The organism is Rhodococcus sp. BP-160 (assembly GCF_019836205.1).
Taxonomy (GTDB): Bacteria; Actinomycetota; Actinomycetes; order Mycobacteriales; family Mycobacteriaceae; genus Rhodococcoides.
Genome location: NZ_JABUEK010000005.1, coordinates 245,932 through 267,787, shown reverse-complemented (window position 1 = coordinate 267,787; position 21,856 = coordinate 245,932). Strand labels below are relative to the sequence as shown.

Below are 21,856 nucleotides of genomic sequence, written 5' to 3'. Positions count from 1 at the left end.
GCCGACGGGGGACCGTCAGCCGTTGGCCTCGTCGTCGAGGCGCGGGGTGACGGGGCCCGGATCGACGGGCACGCTGACGGTGACGTCGCCGGCCTGCTGGAACGTGAAGGTGACCGGGACGGTGAGTCCGGGGCGCACGTTCTCGGAGAGGTCCTCCATCACGGCGGTGATGGACTGCGACCCCTCGGGGGCGGTGGGGTCCTGGTCCGCGGGCACTCCGGACGCGACGGACGCCTGCGCCGGGATCTCGATGGAGGTGCCACCGGTGGCACCGGTGACGACGACCTCGGCCGCACCCTCGGTCTCGATGCCGGTGATGCGGTCCGGTGTGGTCTCGCTGGTGTTGATCGCCGTGAAGATCAGCTCCGCGCGGCCACCGGGCTCGAGCACGAACTCGTCGGAGGAGGGGTAGGCGACGTGCACGTTGCGCAGGGAGACGGTGCCCTGGTCCGCGCCGTTACCGTTGACCGCGGCGACCTGCGTCGCCGTCTGGGAGATCTGCCCGGCGCTGCACGCGGAGAGGCTGATCACCGTGCCGAGAGCGAGCGCGACGCCGGTCGCGACTCGGGCCGGCCGGATCCGGGCGGTAGATGCGGTCACTGGTCGTCCTCCACTGGTCGTCATCGAGAGTTGTGCCGACGGGCGGCCACCACCACGCAGCGTAGTAGTTCGCCGTCCGGACGTGTGGATCGGGTGACGCCAGTCGGTGCCGGAGCGGGCCGAACAGCCTGCTCGATACATGTATCCCGCCCCCTGTCAAGAGCGGCCCCACCAGCCCTGTGCCCCTGACCTGCACCGTTGGAACGACCCCGGATCGGAGGCGTGTTAAACTGGCCATATCGAAAGGGGCACCGAACACATGATTTTCAAGGTCGGAGACACCGTCGTTTACCCGCACCACGGAGCGGCGCTGATCGAAAATATCGAGACACGCACCATCAAGGGCGAGGCCAAGGAATATCTCGTTCTCAAGGTAGCCCAGGGTGATCTCACCGTTCGAGTTCCTGCCGACAACGCCGAGTACGTGGGTGTCCGGGACGTCGTCGGCCAGGAGGGTCTGGACAAGGTGTTCCAGGTTCTCCGCGCGCCGCACACCGAGGAGCCCACCAACTGGTCGCGCCGGTACAAGGCCAACCTGGAGAAGCTCGCGTCGGGTGACGTGAACAAGGTGGCCGAGGTCGTGCGCGATCTGTGGCGTCGTGAGCAGGACCGCGGCCTGTCCGCTGGTGAGAAGCGCATGCTGGCGAAGGCACGTCAGATCCTGGTCGGCGAGCTCGCACTCGCCGAGGGAACCGACGAGGTCAGGGCGGACTCCATGCTGGACGAGGTTCTGGCCGCGGCGTCCTGACGCGCGTGTGACGGACGTCGTCGCGCTCGTTCCGGCAGCCGGATCGGGCGTACGCCTCGGGGAGAACATGCCCAAGGCGTTCGTGGAACTCGCGGGACGCACTCTGCTCGAGTGGGCGCTGGACGGCCTGTCGGCCTCCGGCGCCCTTTCTCGTGTCGTGGTGGTGGTCCCGAACATTCTGCAGGACACGACCTCTCGTCTGGTCGAGTCCTGCGTCCTGCCGGTCGACGTCGTCGTCGGCGGAGCCGAGCGCACCGATTCGGTGCGGGCCGGCCTGGCAGTGGCCGGTGCGGCGGACATCGTGCTCGTGCACGACGCCGCACGCTGCCTGACGCCGCCGAGCCTGATCACCCGCGTCGTCGAGGCGGTCGGCGCCGGCGCGTCGGCCGTGGTGCCGGTGCTGCCCGTCGTCGACACGATGAAGTCCGTCGATGCCGCCGGTGTGGTCACCGGAACGGTCGACCGGGCCACGCTGCGCTCGGTGCAGACGCCGCAGGGATTCGACGGGGTGACCCTGAGGCGTGCCTACGATTCCTTTCCCGAGACGGCCACCGACGACGCCGGCCTGGTCGAACGTCTGGGAGTCGACGTGCACACGGTCGTCGGCGACGCCGAGGCCTTCAAGATCACCACCCCGATGGATCTGGTCCTGGCTCGCGCACTCGTCGCCCGCCGGACACAGTCGTGAGAGGGAGACCATGCGCGTAGGGATCGGTTCCGACGTCCACCCCGTCGAGGTGGGGCGTGAGTGCTGGATCGCCGGACTGTTGTTCGAGGACGCCGACGGCTGTGCCGGGCATTCCGACGGCGACGTCGCGGCGCACGCACTCTGCGACGCGCTGCTGTCCGCGGCCGGTCTGGGAGATCTGGGCTCGGTGTTCGGCACGGGTCGCCCCGAATGGGACGGCGTCAGCGGCGCCACCATGCTCATGCACGTCCGCGAACTGCTCGCGCAGCACTCGATGCGCGTGGGCAACGCCGCGGTCCAGGTCATCGGCAATCGTCCGCGCGTCGGCCCACGTCGGGTGGAGGCGCAGACACTGCTCACGAACATCCTGGGGGCGCCCGTCTCCGTCTCGGCCACCACGACCGACGGGCTCGGCCTGACCGGCCGCGGCGAGGGTGTGGCCGCGATCGCCACCGCTCTCGTGCTGGAGAGTGCGGTCCCGGACGACGCTCGCGTGGTACAGGGCGAGTCGAATCCCCGGTAGGATCGGCCGTCGTGACCCTGCGCTTCTACGACACCGCGACCAGGGCCGTGCGTGAGTTCACTCCGCTGGCCCCCGGACACGCCTCGGTGTATCTGTGCGGGGCCACGGTCCAGGGGCATCCCCACATCGGTCACGTGCGCAGCGGCGTCGCGTTCGACGTCCTTCGGCGGTGGCTGACGGCCGCCGGCTACGACGTCGCCTTCGTCCGCAACGTCACCGACATCGACGACAAGATCCTGAACAAGGCCGCCGACGCCGGCCGTCCGTGGTGGGAGTGGGCGGCGACGTACGAGCGCTCCTTCACCGCGGCCTACGACGCCCTCGGTGTGCTTCCCCCGTCGGCCGAACCGCGCGCCACGGGTCACATCACGCAGATGGTCGAGCTGATCGGTCGGTTGATCGACGCGGGTCACGCGTACGCGGCCGCCGGCGACGTCTACTTCGACGTGCGGAGCTGGGGCGAGTACGGCGCTCTGTCCGGGCACAGGCTCGACGACGTCCACCAGGGTGAGAGCGTCGGTGCGGGCAAGCGCGATCCGCGCGACTTCACGCTGTGGAAGACGGCCAAGCCCGGCGAGCCGTCGTGGCCCACCCCGTGGGGACCCGGCCGGCCCGGGTGGCACATCGAGTGCTCCGCGATGGCGGAGACCTACCTCGGGTCCGCGTTCGACATCCATTGCGGTGGACTCGATCTGGTGTTCCCACACCACGAGAACGAGCTGGCCCAGTCCCGCGCCGCGGGGGACGGTTTCGCGCAGTACTGGCTGCACAACGGTTGGGTCACCATGAGCGGCGAGAAGATGTCGAAGTCGCTCGGCAACGTCGTCTCCATCCCGACGATGCTCGAGACCGTGCGTCCGCAGGAACTGCGCTACTACCTCGGCAGCGCGCACTACCGGTCGATGCTCGAGTACTCGGCCGAGGCACTGCAGGAAGCGGCATCGGCGTACCGGAGCATCGAGGCGTTCGTGACGAAGACCGCGGAGCGCGCGGGCGAGGTGCCGATCGGTACCTGGACGCCCGCGTTCGCCGAGGCGCTCGACGACGATCTCTCGGTGCCCAAGGCGCTCGCCGAGATCCACGGACTCCGCCGCGAGGGCAACAGTGCGTTGGCCGCGGGGAAGCTGGACGAGGCCGTCGAGGCTGCGTCGTCCGTCCGCGCCATGACGTCGATCCTCGGCGTGGATCCCCTCGATCCGCACTGGGCGTCCGGCTCGGCCGACGCGTCGGCGGAACGGGCGGCGCTCGATCTGCTCATCGCGGACGACCTCGAGCTGCGCAGCGCCGCCAAGGCAGGCAAGGACTGGCCGACGGCAGACCGTATTCGTGACCGACTCGCCCGCGCGGGCGTGGAGGTCACCGACACCCCGAACGGCCCGGAATGGTCGATCGCACAGCCGGAAGGCACGGAGAAGTAATGGCAGGCAATTCGAGTCGACGCGGAGCGGTGCGCAAGACCGGCACCAAGAAGGGCCAGACCGTCGGGTCCGGCGGCAAGCGCAGCAAGGGCCTCGAGGGCCGCGGCGCGACCCCGCCGGCGGCCGAGCGCACCAAGCACGCCCGGCGCGCACGGCCGACCAGCCGGGACGCGTCCGGTTCGGGTCGCGGCCGTCCGCCGGTCCGCAAGACCGAGGACGGTCCGGAGAACGTGCTGGGCCGCAACCCGGTGCTGGAGTGCCTGCGCGCGGGAGTGCCGGCGACGGCGCTGTACGTCGCGTCGGGCACCGAGGCCGACGATCGGCTGAAGGAGAGCGTCCAGATCGCCGCGGACAAGGGCATCTCGATCCTGGAGGTCTCCCGCACCGATCTCGATCGGATGAGTGCCAACGGCATGCACCAGGGCATCGCGCTCCAGGTGCCGCCGTACCGGTACGCCCACCCCGACGATCTCCTCTCGCAGGCGCGCCAGCGTCAGGAGCCGCCGCTGCTGGTCGCTCTCGACAACATCACCGACCCCCGCAACCTCGGTGCCGTCGTCCGGTCGGTCGCAGCATTCGGTGGGCACGGCGTGGTCATCCCGCAGCGACGCAGCGCGAGTGTCACGGCCGTCGCGTGGCGCACCAGTGCCGGAGCGGCAGCGCGTCTCCCCGTCGCCCGTGCTACCAATCTGACTCGGACGCTGAAGGACTGGGCCGACAAGGGCGTCATGGTGGTCGGTCTCGACGCCGACGGTGACACTTCGCTGGACGACTTCGACGGCACCGGGCCGATCGTGGTGGTCGTCGGGTCCGAGGGCAAGGGTCTGTCCCGCCTCGTCCGCGACAACTGCGACAGCATCCTGTCGATCCCCATGGCCGGTCCGGTGGAATCGCTCAACGCGTCCGTCGCAGCGGGAGTCGTGCTCGCGGGCATCGCGCGGCAGCGCCGGGGCTGAACCCGGCTCAGTGGACGCGGACCGACTCGATGAACGGGGCCGGCAGCTGAGCTCGAGTCTGGGTCGGATGGGGTGCGCACACCCGTTGCCTGAACCGCGCACCCTCTGCAGCTGGCAGTGAGGTGTGTGCGCTCACCGGAGAGGGTGTGCACACCCCCCGCAACGTGCCCGGCCGCAAGCGCGATCGGTGTCGGTGGTCGGGTGCAGAATCGCTCTGTGACCAGGACCACCTACTTCACCGCCAGCACCCTCGACGGCTACCTCGCCGACGAGAACGACTCTCTCGAGTGGCTCTTCCGTCAGGACATCGACGAGCACGGCCCGATGAACTACGGCGACTTCATCGCGGCCATCGGCGCCATCGTCATGGGGGCCACGACCTACGCCTGGGTCCTCGACCACAACGAGTCGACCGGGGAGGCGTGGTCGTACGACATGCCGGCGTGGGTGGTGACCCATCGAGACTTCGCGGACTCCGAGCACGACGTTCGATTCGCTGCGGGGGACGTGGCCGACCTGTGGCCGGCGATCGAGGACTCGGCCGACGGCAAGGACGTCTGGATCGTGGGTGGCGGTGATCTGGCAGCGCAGTTCGCCGCGGCCGGACACCTGGATCGGATCGTCGTCTCGATCGCGCCGGTCACCCTCGGTGCCGGCAGGCCGCTGTTCCCGCGTCGGTTCGATCTCCGACTCGTGGACTTCGCGCGCAACGGCGCGTTCCTCTGCGCGGAGTACGACGTCGTGGAACCGCACGCGCAGACCTGAGTCCTGTCATCATCTGTCCATGACAGCGGCGGGTCGCAGAGTGCGCGGTGTGGTCCTGGTGGCCGTGGTGATCGCCGCGTACGTCGCGGTGGTGCTCACCTACGCGCTGGGAAGCCCGCCGAACGGCCCCGACCTCCGTGAGGCCGCACCCGACGCCGCGCTCGTCTACCTCGACGTGGACACCGTCTCCGGTGAGAACTTCTCGCTCGACGCCCGCGTGTCCGTGTATCCGGGGACCGAGTTGACCGATGCCGACGGCAACCTGGTCGACGACCTGATCGTCGACGTGACGCCGACCGCGAGCGCCGGCACCCTGACGTTCCCCAGTGGGACCCGTGTGGGCCCGCTCCCGGTCTCCCTGTACGCGGACGGCGACATCCGGCGATGGCCGTTCGACACCTACGACGCGTCGTCGATCCAGGTGCGGGTGTTCTCCGGCGCCGGCGCGGACCGGCAGCCCGTACCCGCCGAGATCGTGGTGACCGACTCGCTCACGTCCTGGGCGGTGGAGGCCGTCGACATCGACTCCTCGTCGGCGCAGGCCTTCGACATCCGCGTCGCGCGCACGGTGGGTACCACGATCTTCGACATCGCGATCTGTGTCGTGCTCGTCGTCCTGCCGTCGTGCACGCTGTTCGTGTCGATCCAGACGCTGCGCCGCCGCAAGCAGTTCCTGCCGCCGATCATGACGTGGTTCGCGGTGACGCTCTTCGCGGTGCTGCCCATCCGCAACCTGTTCCCCGGCGCCCCGCCGATCGGGTCGTGGGTCGACTACACCGTGGTGCTGTGGGTGGTGGCGGGTCTGGTGACGGCGATGGTGCTCTACGTCGTCGCGTGGTGGCGCCAGGGTCCCTAGGTCGAGCGCGACCGGGGTGGGGCTCGTCCGCGCGTACCGTCGAGTCATGATCGAGCGGCTGAGGACGACGGTGACACAGGTGGCCGAGGCCGCACTGGGAATCGTGGGGGTTCGTGTGGGTACCGAGGAACCACCCCACACCACCGAGGCGCTCACGGGGGCCGTCGAGATTCGCCGATACGAACCCCGGATCGCGGCGGAGACCGTCGTGGACGCCGACGAGGAACGCGCGCGCAACGAGGGCTTCCGTCGGCTGGCCGGGTACATCTTCGGGGGCAATCGGAGATCCGACTCGATCGCGATGACGGCTCCCGTTGCCCAGTCGGCGTCGCGCGGGCAGACCATCGCGATGACCGCACCCGTGTCGCGCGCCGCGAGCGACGAGGGATGGGTGGTCCGCTTCTTCATGCCGTCGCGATGGACGATGGACACTCTCCCGGCGCCGAAGGATGATCGGGTGCGCCTGGTGGAGGTGCCGACCGAGACGGTGGCGGTGCTGCGGTTCAGCGGTGACCGCGGTGCGCAGGCCGTGGCCGAGCGCACCACGGAGCTGCTGGAGATCCTGAAGTCCCGCGGCATCGACACGACCGGCGAGCCGATGTCCTGGTTCTACGACCCGCCCTGGACGGTGTCGTTCCGCCGCCGCAACGAGATCGCCGTTCCTGTCTCCCGATGATCAGACACTGAAGCGGATCGTCTGTCCCGGCGCACACTGCGCCGCGGATCCGAGATCCGCCGACGCCACGACGGCGATCACCGGGTAGCCGCCGGTCACCGGATGGTCGACGAGGAACAGCACGGGCAGTCCCGACGGCGGTACCTGCAGTGCGCCGGTCACCATGCCCTCGCTCGGGAGTTCGTCCTCGCGGGATCGTGACAGTGGCTCGGCGCCCTCGAGTCTCATGCCGACGCGGTCGGACTCCGTTCCCACCGTCCAGGCTCGAGCGAGCAGCAGGTCGAGCGCGTCGTCGGTGAACCGGTCCGCGCGCGGGCCGGGAATCACCCGCAGGGTCGTCCGGTGCTCGAACGGGTACGGATTCATGTCCGCCCGAGGCCAGTCCTCGGCGTCGTGACCGATCGGCAGCAGGGCGCCGGGCGCCACTCGCTCGGGTCCGATGCCGGACAGGGAGTCGGTCGATCGGCTCCCGAGAACTCGGGGCACGTCGATGCCGCCGCGGACGGCGACGTAGGTGCGCAGTCCCACCGGTGCCCAGTCGAGGCGGATCTCGGCGCCCGACCCCACCACGACCACGGCGCCGTGCCCCTGCGGTACGCCGTCCACCGTGAACGGGGTCGGAGCCCCCGTGACCGCCAGAACCACCTCGGTGCGTGCGCGCAGCACCAGTCCGCCGAGCGTCACCTCGAGCGTCGCGGCGTCGATCATGTTCCCCACCAACCGATTCGCTGCGTCGTGCGAGCGTCGATCGGCTGCGCCGGACGTGCCGACACCGAGCGAGGACCACCCGGTGCGTCCGCGGTCCTGCACAGTCGTCAGCGGCCCGGTCGCCAGTACCTCGAGCATCACGTCACCGCGCGGAACTGCACGCGCGTGCCGGGCGCGAGCAGCGCGGGGTCGTCCCGGTTCACGTCCCACAGCGCCGCGTCGGTGCTGCCGATGATCTGCCACCCGCCGGGCGACGAGGTCGGGTACACCCCGGTGTACTCGCCGGCCAGCGCCACGGATCCCGCCGGCACCGAGGTGCGCGGATCGGCGCGGCGCGGGATCGACAACGGATCGGATCCGACCAGGTACGCGAAGCCGGGGGAGAAGCCGCAGAACGCGGCGGTCCACACCTGACCGATGTGCACGGCGACGATGTCCAGTCCCGTTGTCGCACAGACCTCGTCGAGATCGGGCCCGTCGTATCGGACGTCGATCGTGATCGTCTCACCGGAGCGGCCGAGCACCTGCGCCGGTGGCGTCTCGCGGAGCCACGCCGACACCCGTGCGGGTTCCGCGTCCTCGGTGAGGATCACCAGCACGGTGGCGGCGGCGGGGATCATCTCGGCGATTCCCGGGTGCCCGACGGCCCACCCGGCGTGGTGCGCCGCGACTGTGCGGACGTCGTCGAGATCGACCAGCAGGGCGCGGTCGCCCGCCGGGGCGATCCTCACGACACGAACGGGGTCAGGGTGACGCCGTTGCGGGACAACACCGCACGCACGGCCAGTGCCATGTCCACCGCGGCGGGGGTGTCGCCGTGCAGGCACACCGACTCGGCGTTCACCGGCACCGTCACCCCGTCGACGGAGTCCACGACGCCCTCGGTGACCATCCGCAGCACGCGTCGTGCCACGGCGTCGACGTCGGACAGGACCGCACCGGGGTCGCGGCGGGAGACGAGGGTTCCCGCTGCCGTGTAGCCGCGATCGGCGAACGCCTCGGTGACGGTCCGCAGGCCCGCCCGCGCGGCGATCTCGAGGAAGGCCGAGCCGGGCAGCCCCAGGACGGGCAGGCCGGGGTCGTACGCGGCGACGGCGTCGACGACCGCCTGTGCCTGTACTCGGTGGTGCACGATCGTGTTGTACAGCGCTCCATGTGGTTTGACGTACCGCACGCGTCCGCCGACGGAGCGGGCCAGGCCGTCGAGAGCCCCGATCTGGTAGATCACGTCGGCGCGCAGGTCCTCCGCGGTGATGTCGAGGAAGCGCCTGCCGAAGCCCACGAGGTCCCGGTACCCAACCTGGGCGCCGATACGCACGTCGGACCGGACGGCGTCGGCGCACGTCCGCAGCAGCGTGGCCGGATCACCCGCATGGAAGCCGCACGCGATGTTGGCGCTGGTGACCACACGCAGCATCGCCGCGTCGTCACCGAGCGTCCAGGTGCCGAAGCCCTCGCCGAGATCGGAGTTCAGATCGACCATCCACAAGAGCGTATCGGGTCAGGCGTGGACGACGGTGCGGGACGGTGTGCGTCGACCGACCGCCCGGCAGACGAGGTAGATGACGAACGAGATGGTGGTGACGAAGGTCGAGACCGGCACCCCGGGAGCGAGCGAGAGAAGGATGCCGCCGACGGCCGCGACCTCGGCGAAGAGAATCGAGAGCCACGTCGCCGTGACGGGGTTGGCGGTGACGCGGGACGCCGCTGCCGCGGGCGTGATGAGGAGCGAGAGCACCAGCAGGGCGCCGACGATCTGGACGCCGAGCGCACACGCGACACCGACGAGGATCGCGAACACGATGGACAGCAGTCGCATCGGTACGCCGCGCGCCTCGGCGCCCTCGGGATCGGTGCTGGCGAACAGCAGGGGCCGGTAGACCACGAAGAGCACGACGATGACGACGAGCGCCACCGCGAGCAGCAGGCCGAGACCCGTGCTGCCGACACCGACGATCTGCCCGACCAGCAGCGAGAAGCTGGTGCCGGTGCGGCCGGGATACGCCCACAGGAAGAGGACCGACAGGCCGAGCCCGAAGCTCATGATGACGCCGATGACGGAGTCGCGTTCGCGCGCACGACGGCCCAGCAGGGCGAACAGGACCGCCGCGATGACGGATCCCAGGATGGCGCCGACCCCGACGGCCAACCCCACCAGCAGCGCCGCGGACGCACCGGTGAGGGACAGCTCGGACGAGCCGTGGACGGCGAACGACCACTGTCGACTGACGATGAGGGGGCCGAGCGCCCCGGCGAGCACACCGAGGATCGCCGCGGCGATCAGCGCCTGCTGCACGAAGTCGTAGGTGAGGAGATCGGCCGTCGTACCGAAGTCGAATGCCTTGCTCAGGGCGTCGAGAACCTTGTCCATGCCTACTCCGACTCGTCCACGTGGTGCATGCCGCCGGCGCTCCCGAGGGCGTCCATGGCGTCGCCGGTACCGACGACCACCAGCCGCCCGCGGACGCGCAGGACCTCGACGTCGGTGTCGTACAGCTCGGAGAGCACCTCGGAGGTCATCACCTCCTCGGTGGTGCCGATGCGGAACTTGCCGTCGACGAGGTAGACCACCCGGTCGACGATCGGCAGGATCGGGTTGAGCTCGTGCGTCACGAACACCACCGAGGTGCGGTGCGAGCGCCGACGCTGGTCGATCAGGTGCGCGACGACCTGCTGGTTGGCGAGGTCGAGGCTCAGCAGCGGTTCGTCGCAGAGCAGCACGTCCGGATCGCCGACGAGTGCCTGCGCGACGCGTAGCCGCTGCTGCTCACCGCCGCTCATCTGCCCCAGGGGCGCGTCGGCGAACGCGTCCGCACCGACGGAGGCGACGGCGATGTCGACGGCCTCGCGACGGGCGTGGCGCCCACGGAAGCCGATGCCCCAGCGGTGTCCGTCCCACCCGAGGCCGACGAAGTCGCGCCCGCGCAGGGGAACGCCCTCGTCGATGGCCTTCTGCTGGGGGATGTAGCCGACGGAGGATCGACCGCCGGCGATGGTCGCGGTGCCGGCGGTGAGGTGGGCCTGCCCGAGCAGCACCTTGAGGAGGGACGTCTTGCCGGAGCCGTTCGGGCCCAGCACGGCGACGAACTCGCCCGGTGCGACCTCGAGGTCGAGATCGGACCAGAGCACCCGGTCGCCGTAGGCGAGGGTGGCTCCGGTCAGTCGGACAGCGGTCACACGACCCCCAGCGCGTCGGCGAGATCCTGCGCCGCCGTGCGCTGCCAGGAGACGTAGTCCTGCCCTGCGGGCAGGGTCTCGGTGACCTCGACGACGCGGATGCCGTTCTCCTCGGCGATGCGGCGCACGTCCTCGGTCACGGCGTCCTCCGTCTGGATGTTGTAGACCAGCACGTCGACGCCCTTGCCGGTGAACAGGTCACGCGTCGCGGCGACAGCGGCGGGCGAGGGATCGTTGCCCTCCTCGATCGCGTCCTCGAAGTCCTCGGGGGTCTTGTCGTCCACCCCGGCTCCTTCCAGCAGGTAGTGCGCGATCGGCTCCGTCTGCGCGACGGGTGCGCCCGGCTTCTGCTGGGCGATGCGATCCGTGATGTCGGTGATCTCGTGGATGTCGTCGTGGAACGCCTCGGCGTTCTCGGTGTAGTAGGCCGCGTTGTCGGGGTCGACCTTACCGAGTTCGGTGGCGATCGCCTCGGCGGTGGCCGCCGCGATCTCCGGGTCGTACCAGACGTGCTCGTTGGTCTCGCCCGAATGGTCGTGGGCACCCGCCTCGTCGGCATGGTCGGCGTCGTCCGCGTGCCCCTCGAGCAGCGAGTACGCGTCGACGGAGGGCACGTCGCCCGCGGAGCCGAGCACGTCGTCGACGAACTCGTCGTAGCCGCCGCCGTTGTACACGACGAGCGAGGCCTCGGACAGTGCCGCGGCGTCGCCGGGGCTGGCCTCGTAGGAGTGCGGATCCGCGGACGGATCGGAGATGATCGCCGTGACGTCCGCTCGGTCTCCGACGACGGCCTCGGCGACCGAGCCCCACACGTTCGTCGACGCGACGACGGTGGGCCGACCGGACTCGGCCGTCGCGGTGTCGTCTGAGCTGCATCCCACCAGGGCGGTCGCCGTCAGGGCGGTCATACCCAGGGCGGTGACGAGCGTGCGGAGGGGAATTCGGGCGGGTGCGTACACGAGGGGTGCTCCTGGGTCGGTCGAACGTTATCGTTAATGGAAACCGTTGTCGTGACCTTACCGCCCCACCACCCCGACGGCGAAACCGTGCCGGAGCCGACGTGCGCGACCCCGACCGGATACCGTCTCTTCATGGCGAGGTCGACGGAACCGCGACGGATGGCCACGCTCGCGTCGCTGGCCGCCGAACTGAACGTCTCGCGCACCACCGTGTCCAACGCCTACAACCGCCCGGACCAGCTCTCACCCGAGATGCGGGAACGTGTGCTCGACGCGGCCAGGGCCCGCGGTTATCCGGGGCCCGATCCGGTCGCCCGCTCGCTGCGCACCCGGCGCGCCGGTGCGGTGGGGCTCGTCCTCACCGAGGCGCTCAGCTACTCGTTCTCCGATCCCGCCGCCGTGCAGTTCCTCACCGGCCTCGCCGAGTCGTGCGAGCGGGCCGGACGCGGTCTGCTGCTCATTCCCGCGGGGCCCGCCTCGACGCCGGAGGACGCCGCGGCCGTCGTGCAGCAGGCCGGGGTCGACGCATTCGTCGTCTACTCGGTGTCCGACGACGATCCGCACCTGACGGCGGTCCGTGACCGTCATCTGCCGACGGTCGTGTGCGACCAGCCTCGGGACGCGGAGGACACCTCGCTCGTCGGAATCGACGACAGGGTGGCGATGCGACGGATGGCCGAGGAGGTGCTCGCGCGGGGCCACACTCGCATCAGCGTGGTCTGCATGCGGCTGCGCCGCGACCGGCACGACGGACTCGTCGATCCGGAACGCCGGAGCGGCATCACCTTCCACGTCCAGCGCGAGCGTCTCGCCGGCATCCGCGACGCGATGATCGCGGCCGGCGTCGATCCCGACATCGTGATCGTCGAGCGCTTCGACCACACGCGGGAGGCCGGACGGTCGGCGGCCGCCGAGGCGCTCCGGGCGGCGCCGGACACCACCGCGCTGGTGTGCACGTCCGACGTGCTGGCTCTGGGTGCGCTCGATCACTGTGCCGCACAGGGTGTCTCGGTACCCGAACAGATGTCGGTCACCGGTTTCGACGGGGTCGACGAGGCGCGCCGCATCGGCCTGACGTCGGTCCAGCAGCCGGTCCTCGAGAAGGGTCGGCTCGTCGGTGAGATCGTGCTGGGCGTAAGCCATTCCGGGGTGGACCGGACCGAGCACCTCCCGACGCATCTGCTCGCCGGGGTGACGCTCGGCCCGGTGCGGACCGGCTAGCGGGCCAGCAGCTGTGCGCAGCGCAGCAGGCCGAGGTGGCTGTAGGCCTGCGGGTGGTTGCCCAGCGAGCGCTCGGCCACGGGGTCGTACTCCTCGCTCAGCAGGCCCGTCGGGCCTGCCGCGGCGACGAGCTGGGTGAAGAGCGCTTCGGCCGGAAGTCGCTGCCCGATCAGAAGATACGCCTCGACGAGCCAGGCGGCGCACAGGTGGAACCCGCCCTCGCCGCCGGGGAGGCCGTCGTCGTGGTGGTAGCGGTACACCGTGGCGCCGCTGCGCAATTCGGCCTCGGTCGCGGTGACCGTCGCCGCGAAGCGCGGGTCGCTCGGATCGATGAGACCGGACAGGCCGATGTGCAGGGTGGCCGCATCGAGATCGGTTCCGCCGTACGCGGCCGTGAAGGACTGCGCCTCGTCGCTCCAGCCCTTGTCGAGCACCTGACGACGGATGACGTCACGCAACGTGCTCCAGCCGAGCTGCGCCTCGCGGCCGTACGCCTCGGCCAGGGTGATGGCGCGATCGACGGTGAGCCAGCACATCACCTTGGAGTAGACGTGGTGGCGCGGGTTGCCGCGGATCTCCCAGATGCCGTTGTCCGGCTCGGACCAGCGTCGCTCGACGGCGTCGACCATGGCGCACACCAGGTCCCAGTCCTGATCGGTGAGCACCTCGGCGTTCGCGGTGACGCCGCTCGCGGTGCGGGCGCGGGCCAGTGTCGCGATGAGATCGACGATGGGCCCGAAGACGTCGAGCTGCACCTGCTGGTTGGCCGCGTTGCCCACCCGCACGGGGCGGGATCCCGCGTACCCGGGCAGGGCGTCGATGACGGCCTCGGGAGGCAGCGACTGCCCCCACAGCGTGTAGAGCGGGTGCAGGCGTTCCGGTCCGGGGACGGTCTCGAGCACGTCGTGCACCCAGTGCAGGTAGTTCTCCGCCTCGGACAGCGAGCCCAGGGACACCAGCGCGGACGCCGTCAGGGCCGCGTCGCGCAGCCAGCAGTAGCGGTAGTCCCAGTTGCGGACACCGCCGATCTCCTCGGGCAGCGACGTCGTGGCCGCGGCCATGATCGACCCGGAGTCGGCGTGCACCAGGCCGCGCAGGGTGAGCGCGGACCGCTTCATCAGATCGGGCTTGAGCTGGGGGAGGGTCAATCCGGCCGCCCAGTCGTGCCAGTAGGACTCGGCCTCGGCGCGACGCTCGGCTTCGGGCACCTCGGACGGGCCCAGATCCGACGTCCCGCAGCGCAATTCGAGGATCACGGGACCGGTGGACGGATCGATCTCCGCCCGCGCGGTCTCCTGGCCGTGCTCGCTGGTGACGGTCCAGGTGATGCCCGGCGCGCGCAGCACCATCGGGTCGTTGGTGCCGAACACGCGGAGGCCGTCGTCCTCGGCCTCGAGCCGGACGCGTGCCTGCCCGAACTCGGGGCGCGGCGCGAACGTGACCACGGCCTTCGCCTTGCCGGTGATCACGCGGGTGAAGTCGGTGCGATCGCTCGGCACGTCGTGCGCGAGGTAGTCGTCGACCTGCAGGCTGGCCCAGCGGGTCTGCACCGTCATGGTGCTGTCGATGTACTGCTGGCTCAGCGGGAGGGACGGACGCAGCGGGCCGACGGTGAAGTGGCCCGCCTCGTCGCCGCCGAGCAGGTGTGCGAAGACGGCGGCGGAGTCGGGTTCGGGGTGACACAGCCACGTGAGGCCGGCCTCGGGCGTCAGGAGTGCCACCGATCGTGGGCTCGCCATCATGGTGAGACGCTCGATGCGCGGGGCGTCCGCACCGGAGAGCCAGGTGCGGCGCTCCTCCAACAGGAACGCGAGCGCCGCGGCCACCTGCTCGAGGGTGTCGACGCGGTAGCCGGCGAGCGACTCACCGTCGCCGACCTTGACGCCGATGTCCGGCCCGTGCAGCCGTCGGAACGCCTTCTCGTCGGTGACGTCGTCGCCGAAGAAGACGGCGGCGGAGGCGCCGCCCTGGTGCCGCAGGATGTCGAGGGCCTGGCCCTTGTCGGTCGCGATGACGGCGAGCTCGATCACGGACTTGCCCTCGGTGACCTGCACGCCGTCCCAGGTGGCTGCGCCCGCACGGACCTCGTCGAGGGCGCGCTGTCCGGCCTCGGGGTCGGCGTTGCGCACATGCAGAGCGGCGCTGGCGGGCTTGGTCTCGACGCTGATGTTCGCGCCGCGGGACGCGACCGTGCGGAGCTCGGCGACCACGCGCTCGAGCAGTGCCGTCGCCTCGCCACCGAGCTCGGTGACGAAGCCGGCGTCGAACTCGGACCCGTGGCTGCCCACGAGCTGGACCTCGACGGGCAGGCGGGAGAGGATCGCCAGGTCACGCAGCGCGCGCCCCGAGATCACAGCAGCCTGGGTGCCGTCGAGACCGGCGAGAGCGCGGAGTGCGCGGACCGATTCGGGCAGCGGAAACGCCTTCTGCGGGTCGGAGACGAACGGCGCCATGGTGCCGTCGTAGTCGGAGGCGACCAGCAGTCTCGGCACCCGCGCGACGCCGACGAGGGCGCGGCGAAGGTCGAGGGGGAGGTCCACAGCGCTCACAGCGCACGACCTGGACGGTGACCGGGGCTTCTCACTCGGTCAAACCTAGGCGACGGGGGCCCTGCTCGCCTCATCGGGGAGAGAGGTCCGAGGAGCGGCCGCGAGGGTGTCTGTGACTCGCGATGACTGGAAATCGTGTGTCACGACTATTCGCATTAACTTTTTGGACGATTGTTCGTAATGTAATACTGAGAGCGTGACGTCGCATACGAGGCGAACAACGAGGAGCGTCATGTCGAAGCCCGTCCAGTTACCCGAGCCGATTGCCACGACGTGGGAGTGGCAGTTGAACGGATTGTGCCGCGGTATGGATTCTGCCGTCTTCTTCCATCCGGAAGGTGAACGGGGACATAAGAGAACAGCCCGCGAGGAGCAGGCCAAACGGGTCTGCGAGCAGTGCCCCGTGCTGATGCGGTGCCGTGATTACGCGGTGGCCGCCGGTGAGCCGTACGGCGTCTGGGGTGGTTTGTCGGCGCCCGAGCGGATGCTGGGAAATGCGCTTTCCGATCAGCGCGCAATCGGTTGAACAGATGAATTCACGGTGATCGAAAACTGCACGAAGCTTGAATTGGTGGACATTATCCGACGCGGTGCCTGTACAGCGTAAAGCTCTTCGGGTGTTCCCCTCGGACGGCGCCCGGTCTACCGTGATTCGCATGTGCCGAAACATCACCGAACTGCGCGGCCTCGAGCCTGCGGCGACGGACGAGGAGATCGAGGCGGCCGCGCGTCAGTACGTGCGCAAGGTCAGCGGACTCCGCACACTGTCGGACGCGAACCGGGACGCCTTCGAGACCGCCGTGGCCGAGGTCACCGCGTCGACCACCCGGTTGCTGAGCGTGCTCCCGCCCCGCAAGCAGCCGCCGCAGACGGTGCCGCCGCTACGCCGCCTGGCGCACGCGCACCCTCACTGACCCAGGGGATCGTGCTGGACGTTCTGCATCGGCGTCCCCACCTTGCGCAGTGCGTACAGGGTGGTGCGCACCATCGACGGTGATCCACACACCTGGATCTGCCGATCGGCCCACGATCCGAACCGCGTGACCACCTGCCCGAGCTTGCCCACCATGGTGTGATTCATGCCCGGCGGGAACTCGCGTGCCGGACCGGGCCGCCACCACGGCTCCTCGGGCTGCTCCACGACCGGCACGATGGTGAGCCACGGGTTGGTGCGTGCCAGGTTCCACAGCGTGTCCAGGTCGTAGAGGTCGCTCGGATACTCGCCGCCCACGAACAGATGCACCCGCGGATTACGGCTCCGCATCGCCATGTCCATCAGCTGCGCACGCAGGGGGGCGATGCCGGTGCCACCCGCGATCATGAGCACGTCCTCGCTGCCCGGCGACGTGTCCACACTGAGTCCGCCCAGCGGCGGCCCGAGCAGCCAGCGATCGCCCACCGTGGTCTCCGAGACGATGGCCGGACTCACCCAGCCGGCCGACACCCGCCGGACGTGGAACTCGATGCCGCGGTAGTCGTTGGGTGCGATCGCGGGGGAGAGGTACCGCCACATCCGTGGACGCTGCGGGATCTGCACGCTGAGGTACTGGCCGGCGGCGAAGGGAATGTCGGCGTCCGTCTGCAGGCGCACGATCGCGAGGTCGTCGAGCACGCGATGGTGCTCGACCACCGTCGCTCCCCAGTACGGCGGCAGGTCCTCGGTGTCGGCCCCGACGGCCATCGAGTTGCAGATCATCGACACCACGCGGCGCCACGCCCCGTCGGTCTCGTCTGTCCAGACGTCCGGGTCCGCCGTGGTGCGGAACGCGTCGACCAGCGCGTTCTGGGCGGCGAGGAAGTGCGCGCCGGTCAGGCCGTGCTTGCGGTGGTCACGCCCGAGTTGATGCAGGAAGGGCAGGAAGTCGCGGTCGTCGAGGTGCCGGACGACGTGGTCGACGGCGCGCAGGAGGCGGTGCCGCTGCTGATCCATGGCGGCGGGGAAGAAGCCGCGGAAATCGGGGTACTCGGCGAACAGCCGAGCGTAGAAGGCGCCGGCCACGGTGTCCGCGCCGTCGTCGGACAGCGCGGAGGCAACTCCGGCGCGCACTCGCGCCAGGGCCTGCGGGTCCAGCAATGGGCACCTTCGATAGTCGTGGCGGGTGACGGGTTCGTGCGCGAGTGGTGTGTCCGAGAGTAGTGGTCGTGTCCGGTCACGGCCAGCGCGCTGGGCGGCGCCCTCCTGCGTGGTGCGGCGTCAACAAACTTGAGCGGAATAGACTCAAGTCGACTAAGGTTGTTCTCGTCGACACACCCGTTCGACCCGAAGGAAGGTGACCGGTGGACTCGTTCACTCCCACCACGAAGACCCAGGCAGCGTTGACCGCTGCACTGCAGTCGGCATCCGCAGCGGGCAACCCGGACATCCGGCCGGCTCACCTGCTCGTCGCACTGCTCGACCAGACGGACGGCATCGCCGCGCCGTTGCTGAAGGCTGTCGGCGTCGACCCGAGCGCGATCCGCTCGCAGGCGCAGACACTGGTGGACCGCATGCCGTCGGCCACCGGCTCCACCACCCAGCCGCAGCTCGGACGTGACGCGCTGGGCGCGATCACCGCCGCCCAACAGCTGGCCACCGAACTCGACGACGAGTACGTCTCGACCGAGCACCTGGTGGTCGGACTCTCGACGGGCGATTCCGATGTCGCGACGCTGCTCCAGAGGAACGGGGCGACACCGGCGGCGCTGCGCGAGGCGTTCACCACCGTGCGTGGCAGTGCCCGCGTCACGAGCCCGGACCCAGAGGCCACGTACCAGGCTCTGGAGAAGTACTCGACCGACCTCACCGAGGCGGCACGCAGCGGCAAGCTCGATCCGGTCATCGGTCGCGACACCGAGATCCGTCGTGTGGTGCAGGTGCTCTCGCGCCGTACCAAGAACAACCCGGTGCTCATCGGTGAGCCCGGCGTCGGCAAGACCGCGATCGTCGAGGGCCTCGCGCAGCGCATCGTCGCCGGCGACGTCCCGGAGAGCCTGCGCGGCAAGACCGTCGTGTCGCTCGACCTGGGATCGATGGTCGCGGGCGCCAAGTACCGCGGTGAGTTCGAGGAGCGGCTCAAGGCCGTGCTCGACGACATCAAGAACTCGGCCGGCCAGGTCATCACGTTCATCGACGAGCTGCACACCATCGTCGGTGCGGGCGCGACGGGCGAGTCCGCCATGGACGCGGGCAACATGATCAAGCCGATGCTCGCGCGTGGTGAGCTGCGGTTGGTGGGCGCCACGACGCTCGACGAGTACCGCAAGTACATCGAGAAGGACGCCGCACTCGAGCGCCGGTTCCAGCAGGTGTTGGTCGGTGAGCCGTCCGTGGACGACGCGGTCGGCATCCTGCGCGGCCTCAAGGAGCGGTACGAGGTGCACCACGGTGTGCGCATCACCGACTCCGCCCTGGTCGCCGCCGCCACACTGTCGGATCGCTACATCACCTCACGGTTCCTGCCGGACAAGGCCATCGACCTCGTCGACGAGGCCGCGTCCCGCCTCCGCATGGAGATCGACTCGCGTCCGGTCGAGATCGACGAGATCGAGCGTGTCGTGCGCCGACTCGAGATCGAGGAGATGGCGCTGGCCAAGGAGACCGACGATGCGTCGAAGACCCGTCTCGAGAAGCTGCGCGGTGAGCTGGCGGACAGCAAGGAGAAGCTGGCCGAACTGAGCACGCGCTGGCAGAACGAGAAGAACGCCATCGATTCGGTGCGCGACCTCAAGGAGCAGCTCGAAGCGCTGCGCGGCGAGTCCGAGCGGGCCGAGCGCGACGGTGATCTGGGCAAGGCCGCGGAGCTGCGTTACGGACGCATCCCGTCGCTGGAGAAGGAGCTCGCGGAGAAGACCGCGGCCACCGTTCCCCAGGGTGACGTGATGTTGAAGGAAGAGGTCGGCCCGGACGACGTCGCCGACGTGGTCGCGGCGTGGACCGGTATCCCCGCGGGCCGGATGCTCGAGGGTGAGACGGCGAAGCTCCTCCGGATGGAGGACGAGCTGGGCAGGCGTGTCGTCGGTCAGGACGACGCGGTCCAGGCCGTGTCCGACGCGGTGCGCCGCGCTCGTGCCGGGGTGTCCGATCCGAACCGGCCCACCGGGTCGTTCCTGTTCCTCGGACCGACGGGCGTCGGCAAGACGGAACTCGCGAAGTCGTTGGCGGACTTCCTGTTCGACGACGAGCGTGCCATGATCCGCATCGACATGAGCGAGTACAGCGAGAAGCACTCGGTGGCTCGACTGGTCGGTGCCCCGCCCGGATACGTCGGGTACGAGGCCGGTGGTCAGCTGACCGAGGCCGTGCGTCGTCGGCCGTACACAGTGGTGCTGTTCGACGAGGTCGAGAAGGCGCACCCGGACGTGTTCGACATCCTGCTCGCCGTGCTCGACGAGGGCCGTCTTACCGACGGTCAGGGCCGAACGGTGGACTTCCGCAACACGATCCTGATCCTCACCTCGAATCTCGGTGCGGGTGGCGACAGGGACCATGTGATGGCGGCGGTGCGCAGCGCGTTCAAGCCGGAGTTCGTGAACCGGCTCGACGACGTGGTCGTCTTCGACGCCCTGAGCGAGGAGCAATTGCAGTCCATCGTCGACATCCAGCTGCTGCAACTGCAGCGCCGCCTGTCGACTCGTCGACTCACGCTGGACGTCACGCCGTCGGCCCGGTTCTGGTTGGCCGTACGGGGTTACGACCCGCAATACGGCGCCCGGCCGCTGCGTCGACTCATCCAGCAGGCCATCGGCGATCAGTTGGCCAAGCTGTTGCTGGCGGGCAAGGTCGTCGACGGTGACACGGTCACGGTGGACACGTCGGAGGGCGGCGCGACGCTCGAGCTGAGCTGAGATCGACGCGTCAACCGTGCACGTGAACATCGATCGTCCACTCGGGCAACGGGTCCGGATAGCCCCTCCAGGCGTCCGGACCCGCTGTCACCTCCGCGTCTGTCAGCAGTGCGGTGTCGAGAAGGTCACGAACCATGTCCGGGCGTAGTCGTACTCCGATGACAACGATCTCCTGGCCGGCCGGAACGTCGATCTCCGACCACGGTTGCGCACCGTCGATGGTGAGGTTCGGGCCCGCTTGCGACCACACCGCCGCCCGGTCCGGTCGCGACGCGATCCAGCAGAAACCTTTGCTTCGCAACACATCGTGCAACCGGTCGAGTGTTCGGTTCAAGCGCGTGGGGTGGAACGGCCGGTCGGCGGTGTAGACGAAGCTCGAGATGCCGAACTCCTCGCTCTCCGGCACGTGGGTGCCGGTGAGCTCGTCGTCCCAGCCCGGGGCGAGTAGCGCGGCCTCGGGGTCGTAGAGACCGGTGTCGAGGATTCGGGCGGGGTCGATGACCCCGTTGATCGTGCGCACGACCTCGGCGCGGGGATTGAGCCGTCGCACGGCGGCGTCGGTGGCTCCGGCGAGAGCGTCGGAGACGAGGTCCGTCTTGCTGATCAGCACGATGTCGGCGAACTCCACCTGGTCCACGAGGAGGTCCGAGATGGATCGCTCGTCACCCTCGGCGACATCGAGCTCACGGTCGTCGAGTGTGTCGCCGCGGGAGATCTCCGTGAGGAAGGTGGAGGCGTCCACGACCGTCACCATCGTGTCCAGGCGGGCCAGGGTGCCGAGGCTGACGGGCGCATCGCTCTGCGGCTCCAACCCTCGGGGCTCGAAGACCCAGTCGAACGATGCCGCGACGGGCATGGGCTCGGAGACACCTGTCGATTCGATCAGCAGGTAGTCGATGTCGCCTGCCGACGCCAGCGTGCCCACGGCCTCGATGAGGTCGTCGCGAAGCGTGCAGCAGATGCAGCCGTTGGTGAGTTCGACCAGCCGCTCCTCGGTGCGGACCAGCGTGGTCGACCCGGTGACCGACCCGTCGATGAGCCTCGCGTCGATGTTGATCTCGCTCATGTCGTTCACGATGACCGCGACCCTGAGACCCTGCCGGTTCGCGAGCACGTGTTCCAGGATGGTGGTCTTGCCGGCGCCGAGGAAGCCGGACAGGACGGTGACGGGGAGCAGAGGTGCCATGC

The 21,856-nt window shown here is 69.6% G+C and carries 22 protein-coding genes; 12 read left to right on the top strand and 10 right to left on the bottom strand.

Going from position 1 to position 21,856, the window contains the following annotated elements; all coding sequences use genetic code 11:
* Positions 1–15: 15 nt before the first annotated feature.
* Positions 16–600 (bottom strand): hypothetical protein, encoded by a 585-nt coding sequence (locus tag HQ306_RS19315; protein ID WP_027506451.1) that lies wholly within the window; start codon positions 598–600, stop codon positions 16–18.
* Between the two features lie 259 nt (positions 601–859).
* Between HQ306_RS19315 and HQ306_RS19310 the strand changes: the two genes are divergently transcribed.
* The 8 genes from HQ306_RS19310 (at position 860) to HQ306_RS19275 (ending at position 7,230) form a co-directional block, all read left to right on the top strand.
* On the top strand, positions 860–1,348 hold the full coding sequence (locus HQ306_RS19310; RefSeq protein WP_027506450.1) for a CarD family transcriptional regulator: 489 nt from the start codon (positions 860–862) through the stop codon (positions 1,346–1,348).
* Between the two features lie 7 nt (positions 1,349–1,355).
* A complete protein-coding gene (ispD, locus tag HQ306_RS19305) occupies positions 1,356–2,036 on the top strand; it encodes a 2-C-methyl-D-erythritol 4-phosphate cytidylyltransferase (protein WP_222633166.1) in 681 nt (226 codons plus the stop codon).
* Between the two features lie 10 nt (positions 2,037–2,046).
* Positions 2,047–2,559, top strand: coding sequence for a 2-C-methyl-D-erythritol 2,4-cyclodiphosphate synthase (gene ispF / locus HQ306_RS19300; RefSeq protein ID WP_027506448.1), 513 nt, complete (start codon positions 2,047–2,049; stop codon positions 2,557–2,559).
* An 11-nt stretch (positions 2,560–2,570) separates the two neighbouring features.
* A complete protein-coding gene (gene cysS / locus HQ306_RS19295) occupies positions 2,571–3,977 on the top strand; it encodes a cysteine--tRNA ligase (RefSeq protein WP_027506447.1) in 1,407 nt (468 codons plus the stop codon).
* Positions 3,977–4,933: a 23S rRNA (guanosine(2251)-2'-O)-methyltransferase RlmB gene (gene rlmB, locus HQ306_RS19290; protein ID WP_027506446.1), complete on the top strand. Its 957-nt coding sequence runs from the start codon at positions 3,977–3,979 to the stop codon at positions 4,931–4,933. Before cysS ends, rlmB begins: the two co-directional genes overlap by 1 nt.
* A gap of 216 nt (positions 4,934–5,149) precedes the next feature.
* Positions 5,150–5,698: a dihydrofolate reductase family protein gene (locus tag HQ306_RS19285; RefSeq protein ID WP_222633165.1), complete on the top strand. Its 549-nt coding sequence runs from the start codon at positions 5,150–5,152 to the stop codon at positions 5,696–5,698.
* A 19-nt stretch (positions 5,699–5,717) separates the two neighbouring features.
* A complete protein-coding gene (locus HQ306_RS19280; RefSeq protein ID WP_056443607.1) occupies positions 5,718–6,554 on the top strand; it encodes a DUF4436 domain-containing protein in 837 nt (278 codons plus the stop codon).
* Between the two features lie 46 nt (positions 6,555–6,600).
* A complete protein-coding gene (locus tag HQ306_RS19275; RefSeq protein WP_222633164.1) occupies positions 6,601–7,230 on the top strand; it encodes a heme-binding protein in 630 nt (209 codons plus the stop codon).
* On the opposite strand, the gene HQ306_RS19270 is transcribed toward HQ306_RS19275, so the two are convergent.
* Genes HQ306_RS19270 through HQ306_RS19245 form a run of 6 tightly spaced genes read right to left on the bottom strand, consistent with a single transcriptional unit; the run spans position 7,231 to position 12,023 of the window.
* The gene (locus HQ306_RS19270) at positions 7,231–8,076 is read right to left on the bottom strand and encodes a biotin-dependent carboxyltransferase family protein (RefSeq protein WP_056443610.1); all 846 of its coding nucleotides are present in this window, start codon (positions 8,074–8,076) and stop codon (positions 7,231–7,233) included.
* Positions 8,076–8,663, bottom strand: a complete 588-nt coding sequence (locus HQ306_RS19265; RefSeq protein WP_374197690.1) for an allophanate hydrolase subunit 1 — start codon at positions 8,661–8,663, stop codon at positions 8,076–8,078. Before HQ306_RS19265 ends, HQ306_RS19270 begins: the two co-directional genes overlap by 1 nt.
* 2 nt (positions 8,664–8,665) lie before the next feature.
* Positions 8,666–9,421: a LamB/YcsF family protein gene (locus tag HQ306_RS19260; RefSeq protein ID WP_374197689.1), complete on the bottom strand. Its 756-nt coding sequence runs from the start codon at positions 9,419–9,421 to the stop codon at positions 8,666–8,668.
* Positions 9,422–9,439: 18 nt separating this feature from the next.
* The gene (locus HQ306_RS19255; protein WP_027506439.1) at positions 9,440–10,309 is read right to left on the bottom strand and encodes a metal ABC transporter permease; all 870 of its coding nucleotides are present in this window, start codon (positions 10,307–10,309) and stop codon (positions 9,440–9,442) included.
* A 2-nt stretch (positions 10,310–10,311) separates the two neighbouring features.
* Positions 10,312–11,115, bottom strand: a complete 804-nt coding sequence (locus tag HQ306_RS19250) for a metal ABC transporter ATP-binding protein (protein WP_222633162.1) — start codon at positions 11,113–11,115, stop codon at positions 10,312–10,314.
* Positions 11,112–12,023, bottom strand: coding sequence for a metal ABC transporter solute-binding protein, Zn/Mn family (locus HQ306_RS19245; protein WP_222633240.1), 912 nt, complete (start codon positions 12,021–12,023; stop codon positions 11,112–11,114). The genes HQ306_RS19250 and HQ306_RS19245 overlap by 4 nt, the downstream gene beginning before the upstream one ends.
* Positions 12,024–12,206: 183 nt before the next feature.
* Here HQ306_RS19245 and HQ306_RS19240 point away from each other — a divergent pair, with 183 nt between their 5' ends.
* Entirely contained in the window at positions 12,207–13,295 is a 1,089-nt protein-coding gene (locus HQ306_RS19240) for a LacI family DNA-binding transcriptional regulator (RefSeq protein WP_056444302.1), read from the top strand.
* Here HQ306_RS19240 and otsB read toward each other — a convergent pair.
* Positions 13,292–15,844 carry a trehalose-phosphatase gene (gene otsB, locus HQ306_RS19235; protein WP_222633161.1) on the bottom strand — a complete coding sequence of 851 codons (2,553 nt, stop codon included), beginning with the start codon at positions 15,842–15,844 and terminating at the stop codon, positions 13,292–13,294. The genes HQ306_RS19240 and otsB overlap by 4 nt on opposite strands.
* Positions 15,845–16,076: 232 nt before the next feature.
* Between otsB and HQ306_RS19230 the strand changes: the two genes are divergently transcribed.
* Both HQ306_RS19230 and HQ306_RS19225 read left to right on the top strand, forming a co-directional pair.
* Positions 16,077–16,370: a WhiB family transcriptional regulator gene (locus tag HQ306_RS19230; protein WP_027506434.1), complete on the top strand. Its 294-nt coding sequence runs from the start codon at positions 16,077–16,079 to the stop codon at positions 16,368–16,370.
* Positions 16,371–16,500: 130 nt separating this feature from the next.
* A complete protein-coding gene (locus HQ306_RS19225; RefSeq protein WP_027506433.1) occupies positions 16,501–16,758 on the top strand; it encodes a DUF2277 domain-containing protein in 258 nt (85 codons plus the stop codon).
* Here HQ306_RS19225 and HQ306_RS19220 read toward each other — a convergent pair.
* On the bottom strand, positions 16,752–17,915 hold the full coding sequence (locus tag HQ306_RS19220) for a globin domain-containing protein (RefSeq protein WP_222633239.1): 1,164 nt from the start codon (positions 17,913–17,915) through the stop codon (positions 16,752–16,754). The two genes, HQ306_RS19225 and HQ306_RS19220, sit on opposite strands and share 7 nt — an antisense overlap.
* Before the next feature lie 206 nt (positions 17,916–18,121).
* On the opposite strand from HQ306_RS19220, the gene clpB reads away from it, so the two are divergent.
* On the top strand, positions 18,122–20,668 hold the full coding sequence (gene clpB / locus HQ306_RS19215) for an ATP-dependent chaperone ClpB (protein WP_222633160.1): 2,547 nt from the start codon (positions 18,122–18,124) through the stop codon (positions 20,666–20,668).
* Positions 20,669–20,678: 10 nt separating this feature from the next.
* Here the strand turns inward: clpB and HQ306_RS19210 are convergent, their stop codons facing one another.
* Complete coding sequence (locus tag HQ306_RS19210) at positions 20,679–21,854, bottom strand: GTP-binding protein (protein ID WP_222633159.1); 1,176 nt, start codon at positions 21,852–21,854, stop codon at positions 20,679–20,681.
* Positions 21,855–21,856 lie beyond the last annotated feature (2 nt).

Excerpts from the sequence above, each read along its gene's own strand:
- rlmB (WP_027506446.1), top strand. The coding sequence starts at position 3,977 with ATGGCAGGCAATTCGAGTCGACGCGGAGCGGTGCGCAAGACCGGCACC.
- HQ306_RS19275 (WP_222633164.1), top strand. The coding sequence starts at position 6,601 with ATGATCGAGCGGCTGAGGACGACGGTGACACAGGTGGCCGAGGCCGCA.
- HQ306_RS19255 (WP_027506439.1), bottom strand. The coding sequence starts at position 10,309 with ATGGACAAGGTTCTCGACGCCCTGAGCAAGGCATTCGACTTCGGTACG.
- ispF (WP_027506448.1), top strand. The coding sequence starts at position 2,047 with ATGCGCGTAGGGATCGGTTCCGACGTCCACCCCGTCGAGGTGGGGCGT.
- HQ306_RS19230 (WP_027506434.1), top strand. The coding sequence starts at position 16,077 with ATGTCGAAGCCCGTCCAGTTACCCGAGCCGATTGCCACGACGTGGGAG.
- HQ306_RS19260 (WP_374197689.1), bottom strand. The coding sequence starts at position 9,421 with ATGGTCGATCTGAACTCCGATCTCGGCGAGGGCTTCGGCACCTGGACG.
- HQ306_RS19245 (WP_222633240.1), bottom strand. The coding sequence starts at position 12,023 with ATGACCGCCCTGACGGCGACCGCCCTGGTGGGATGCAGCTCAGACGAC.
- HQ306_RS19270 (WP_056443610.1), bottom strand. The coding sequence starts at position 8,076 with ATGCTCGAGGTACTGGCGACCGGGCCGCTGACGACTGTGCAGGACCGC.
- HQ306_RS19240 (WP_056444302.1), top strand. The coding sequence starts at position 12,207 with ATGGCGAGGTCGACGGAACCGCGACGGATGGCCACGCTCGCGTCGCTG.
- HQ306_RS19310 (WP_027506450.1), top strand. The coding sequence starts at position 860 with ATGATTTTCAAGGTCGGAGACACCGTCGTTTACCCGCACCACGGAGCG.
- HQ306_RS19280 (WP_056443607.1), top strand. The coding sequence starts at position 5,718 with ATGACAGCGGCGGGTCGCAGAGTGCGCGGTGTGGTCCTGGTGGCCGTG.
- HQ306_RS19225 (WP_027506433.1), top strand. The coding sequence starts at position 16,501 with ATGTGCCGAAACATCACCGAACTGCGCGGCCTCGAGCCTGCGGCGACG.
- HQ306_RS19210 (WP_222633159.1), bottom strand. The coding sequence starts at position 21,854 with ATGGCACCTCTGCTCCCCGTCACCGTCCTGTCCGGCTTCCTCGGCGCC.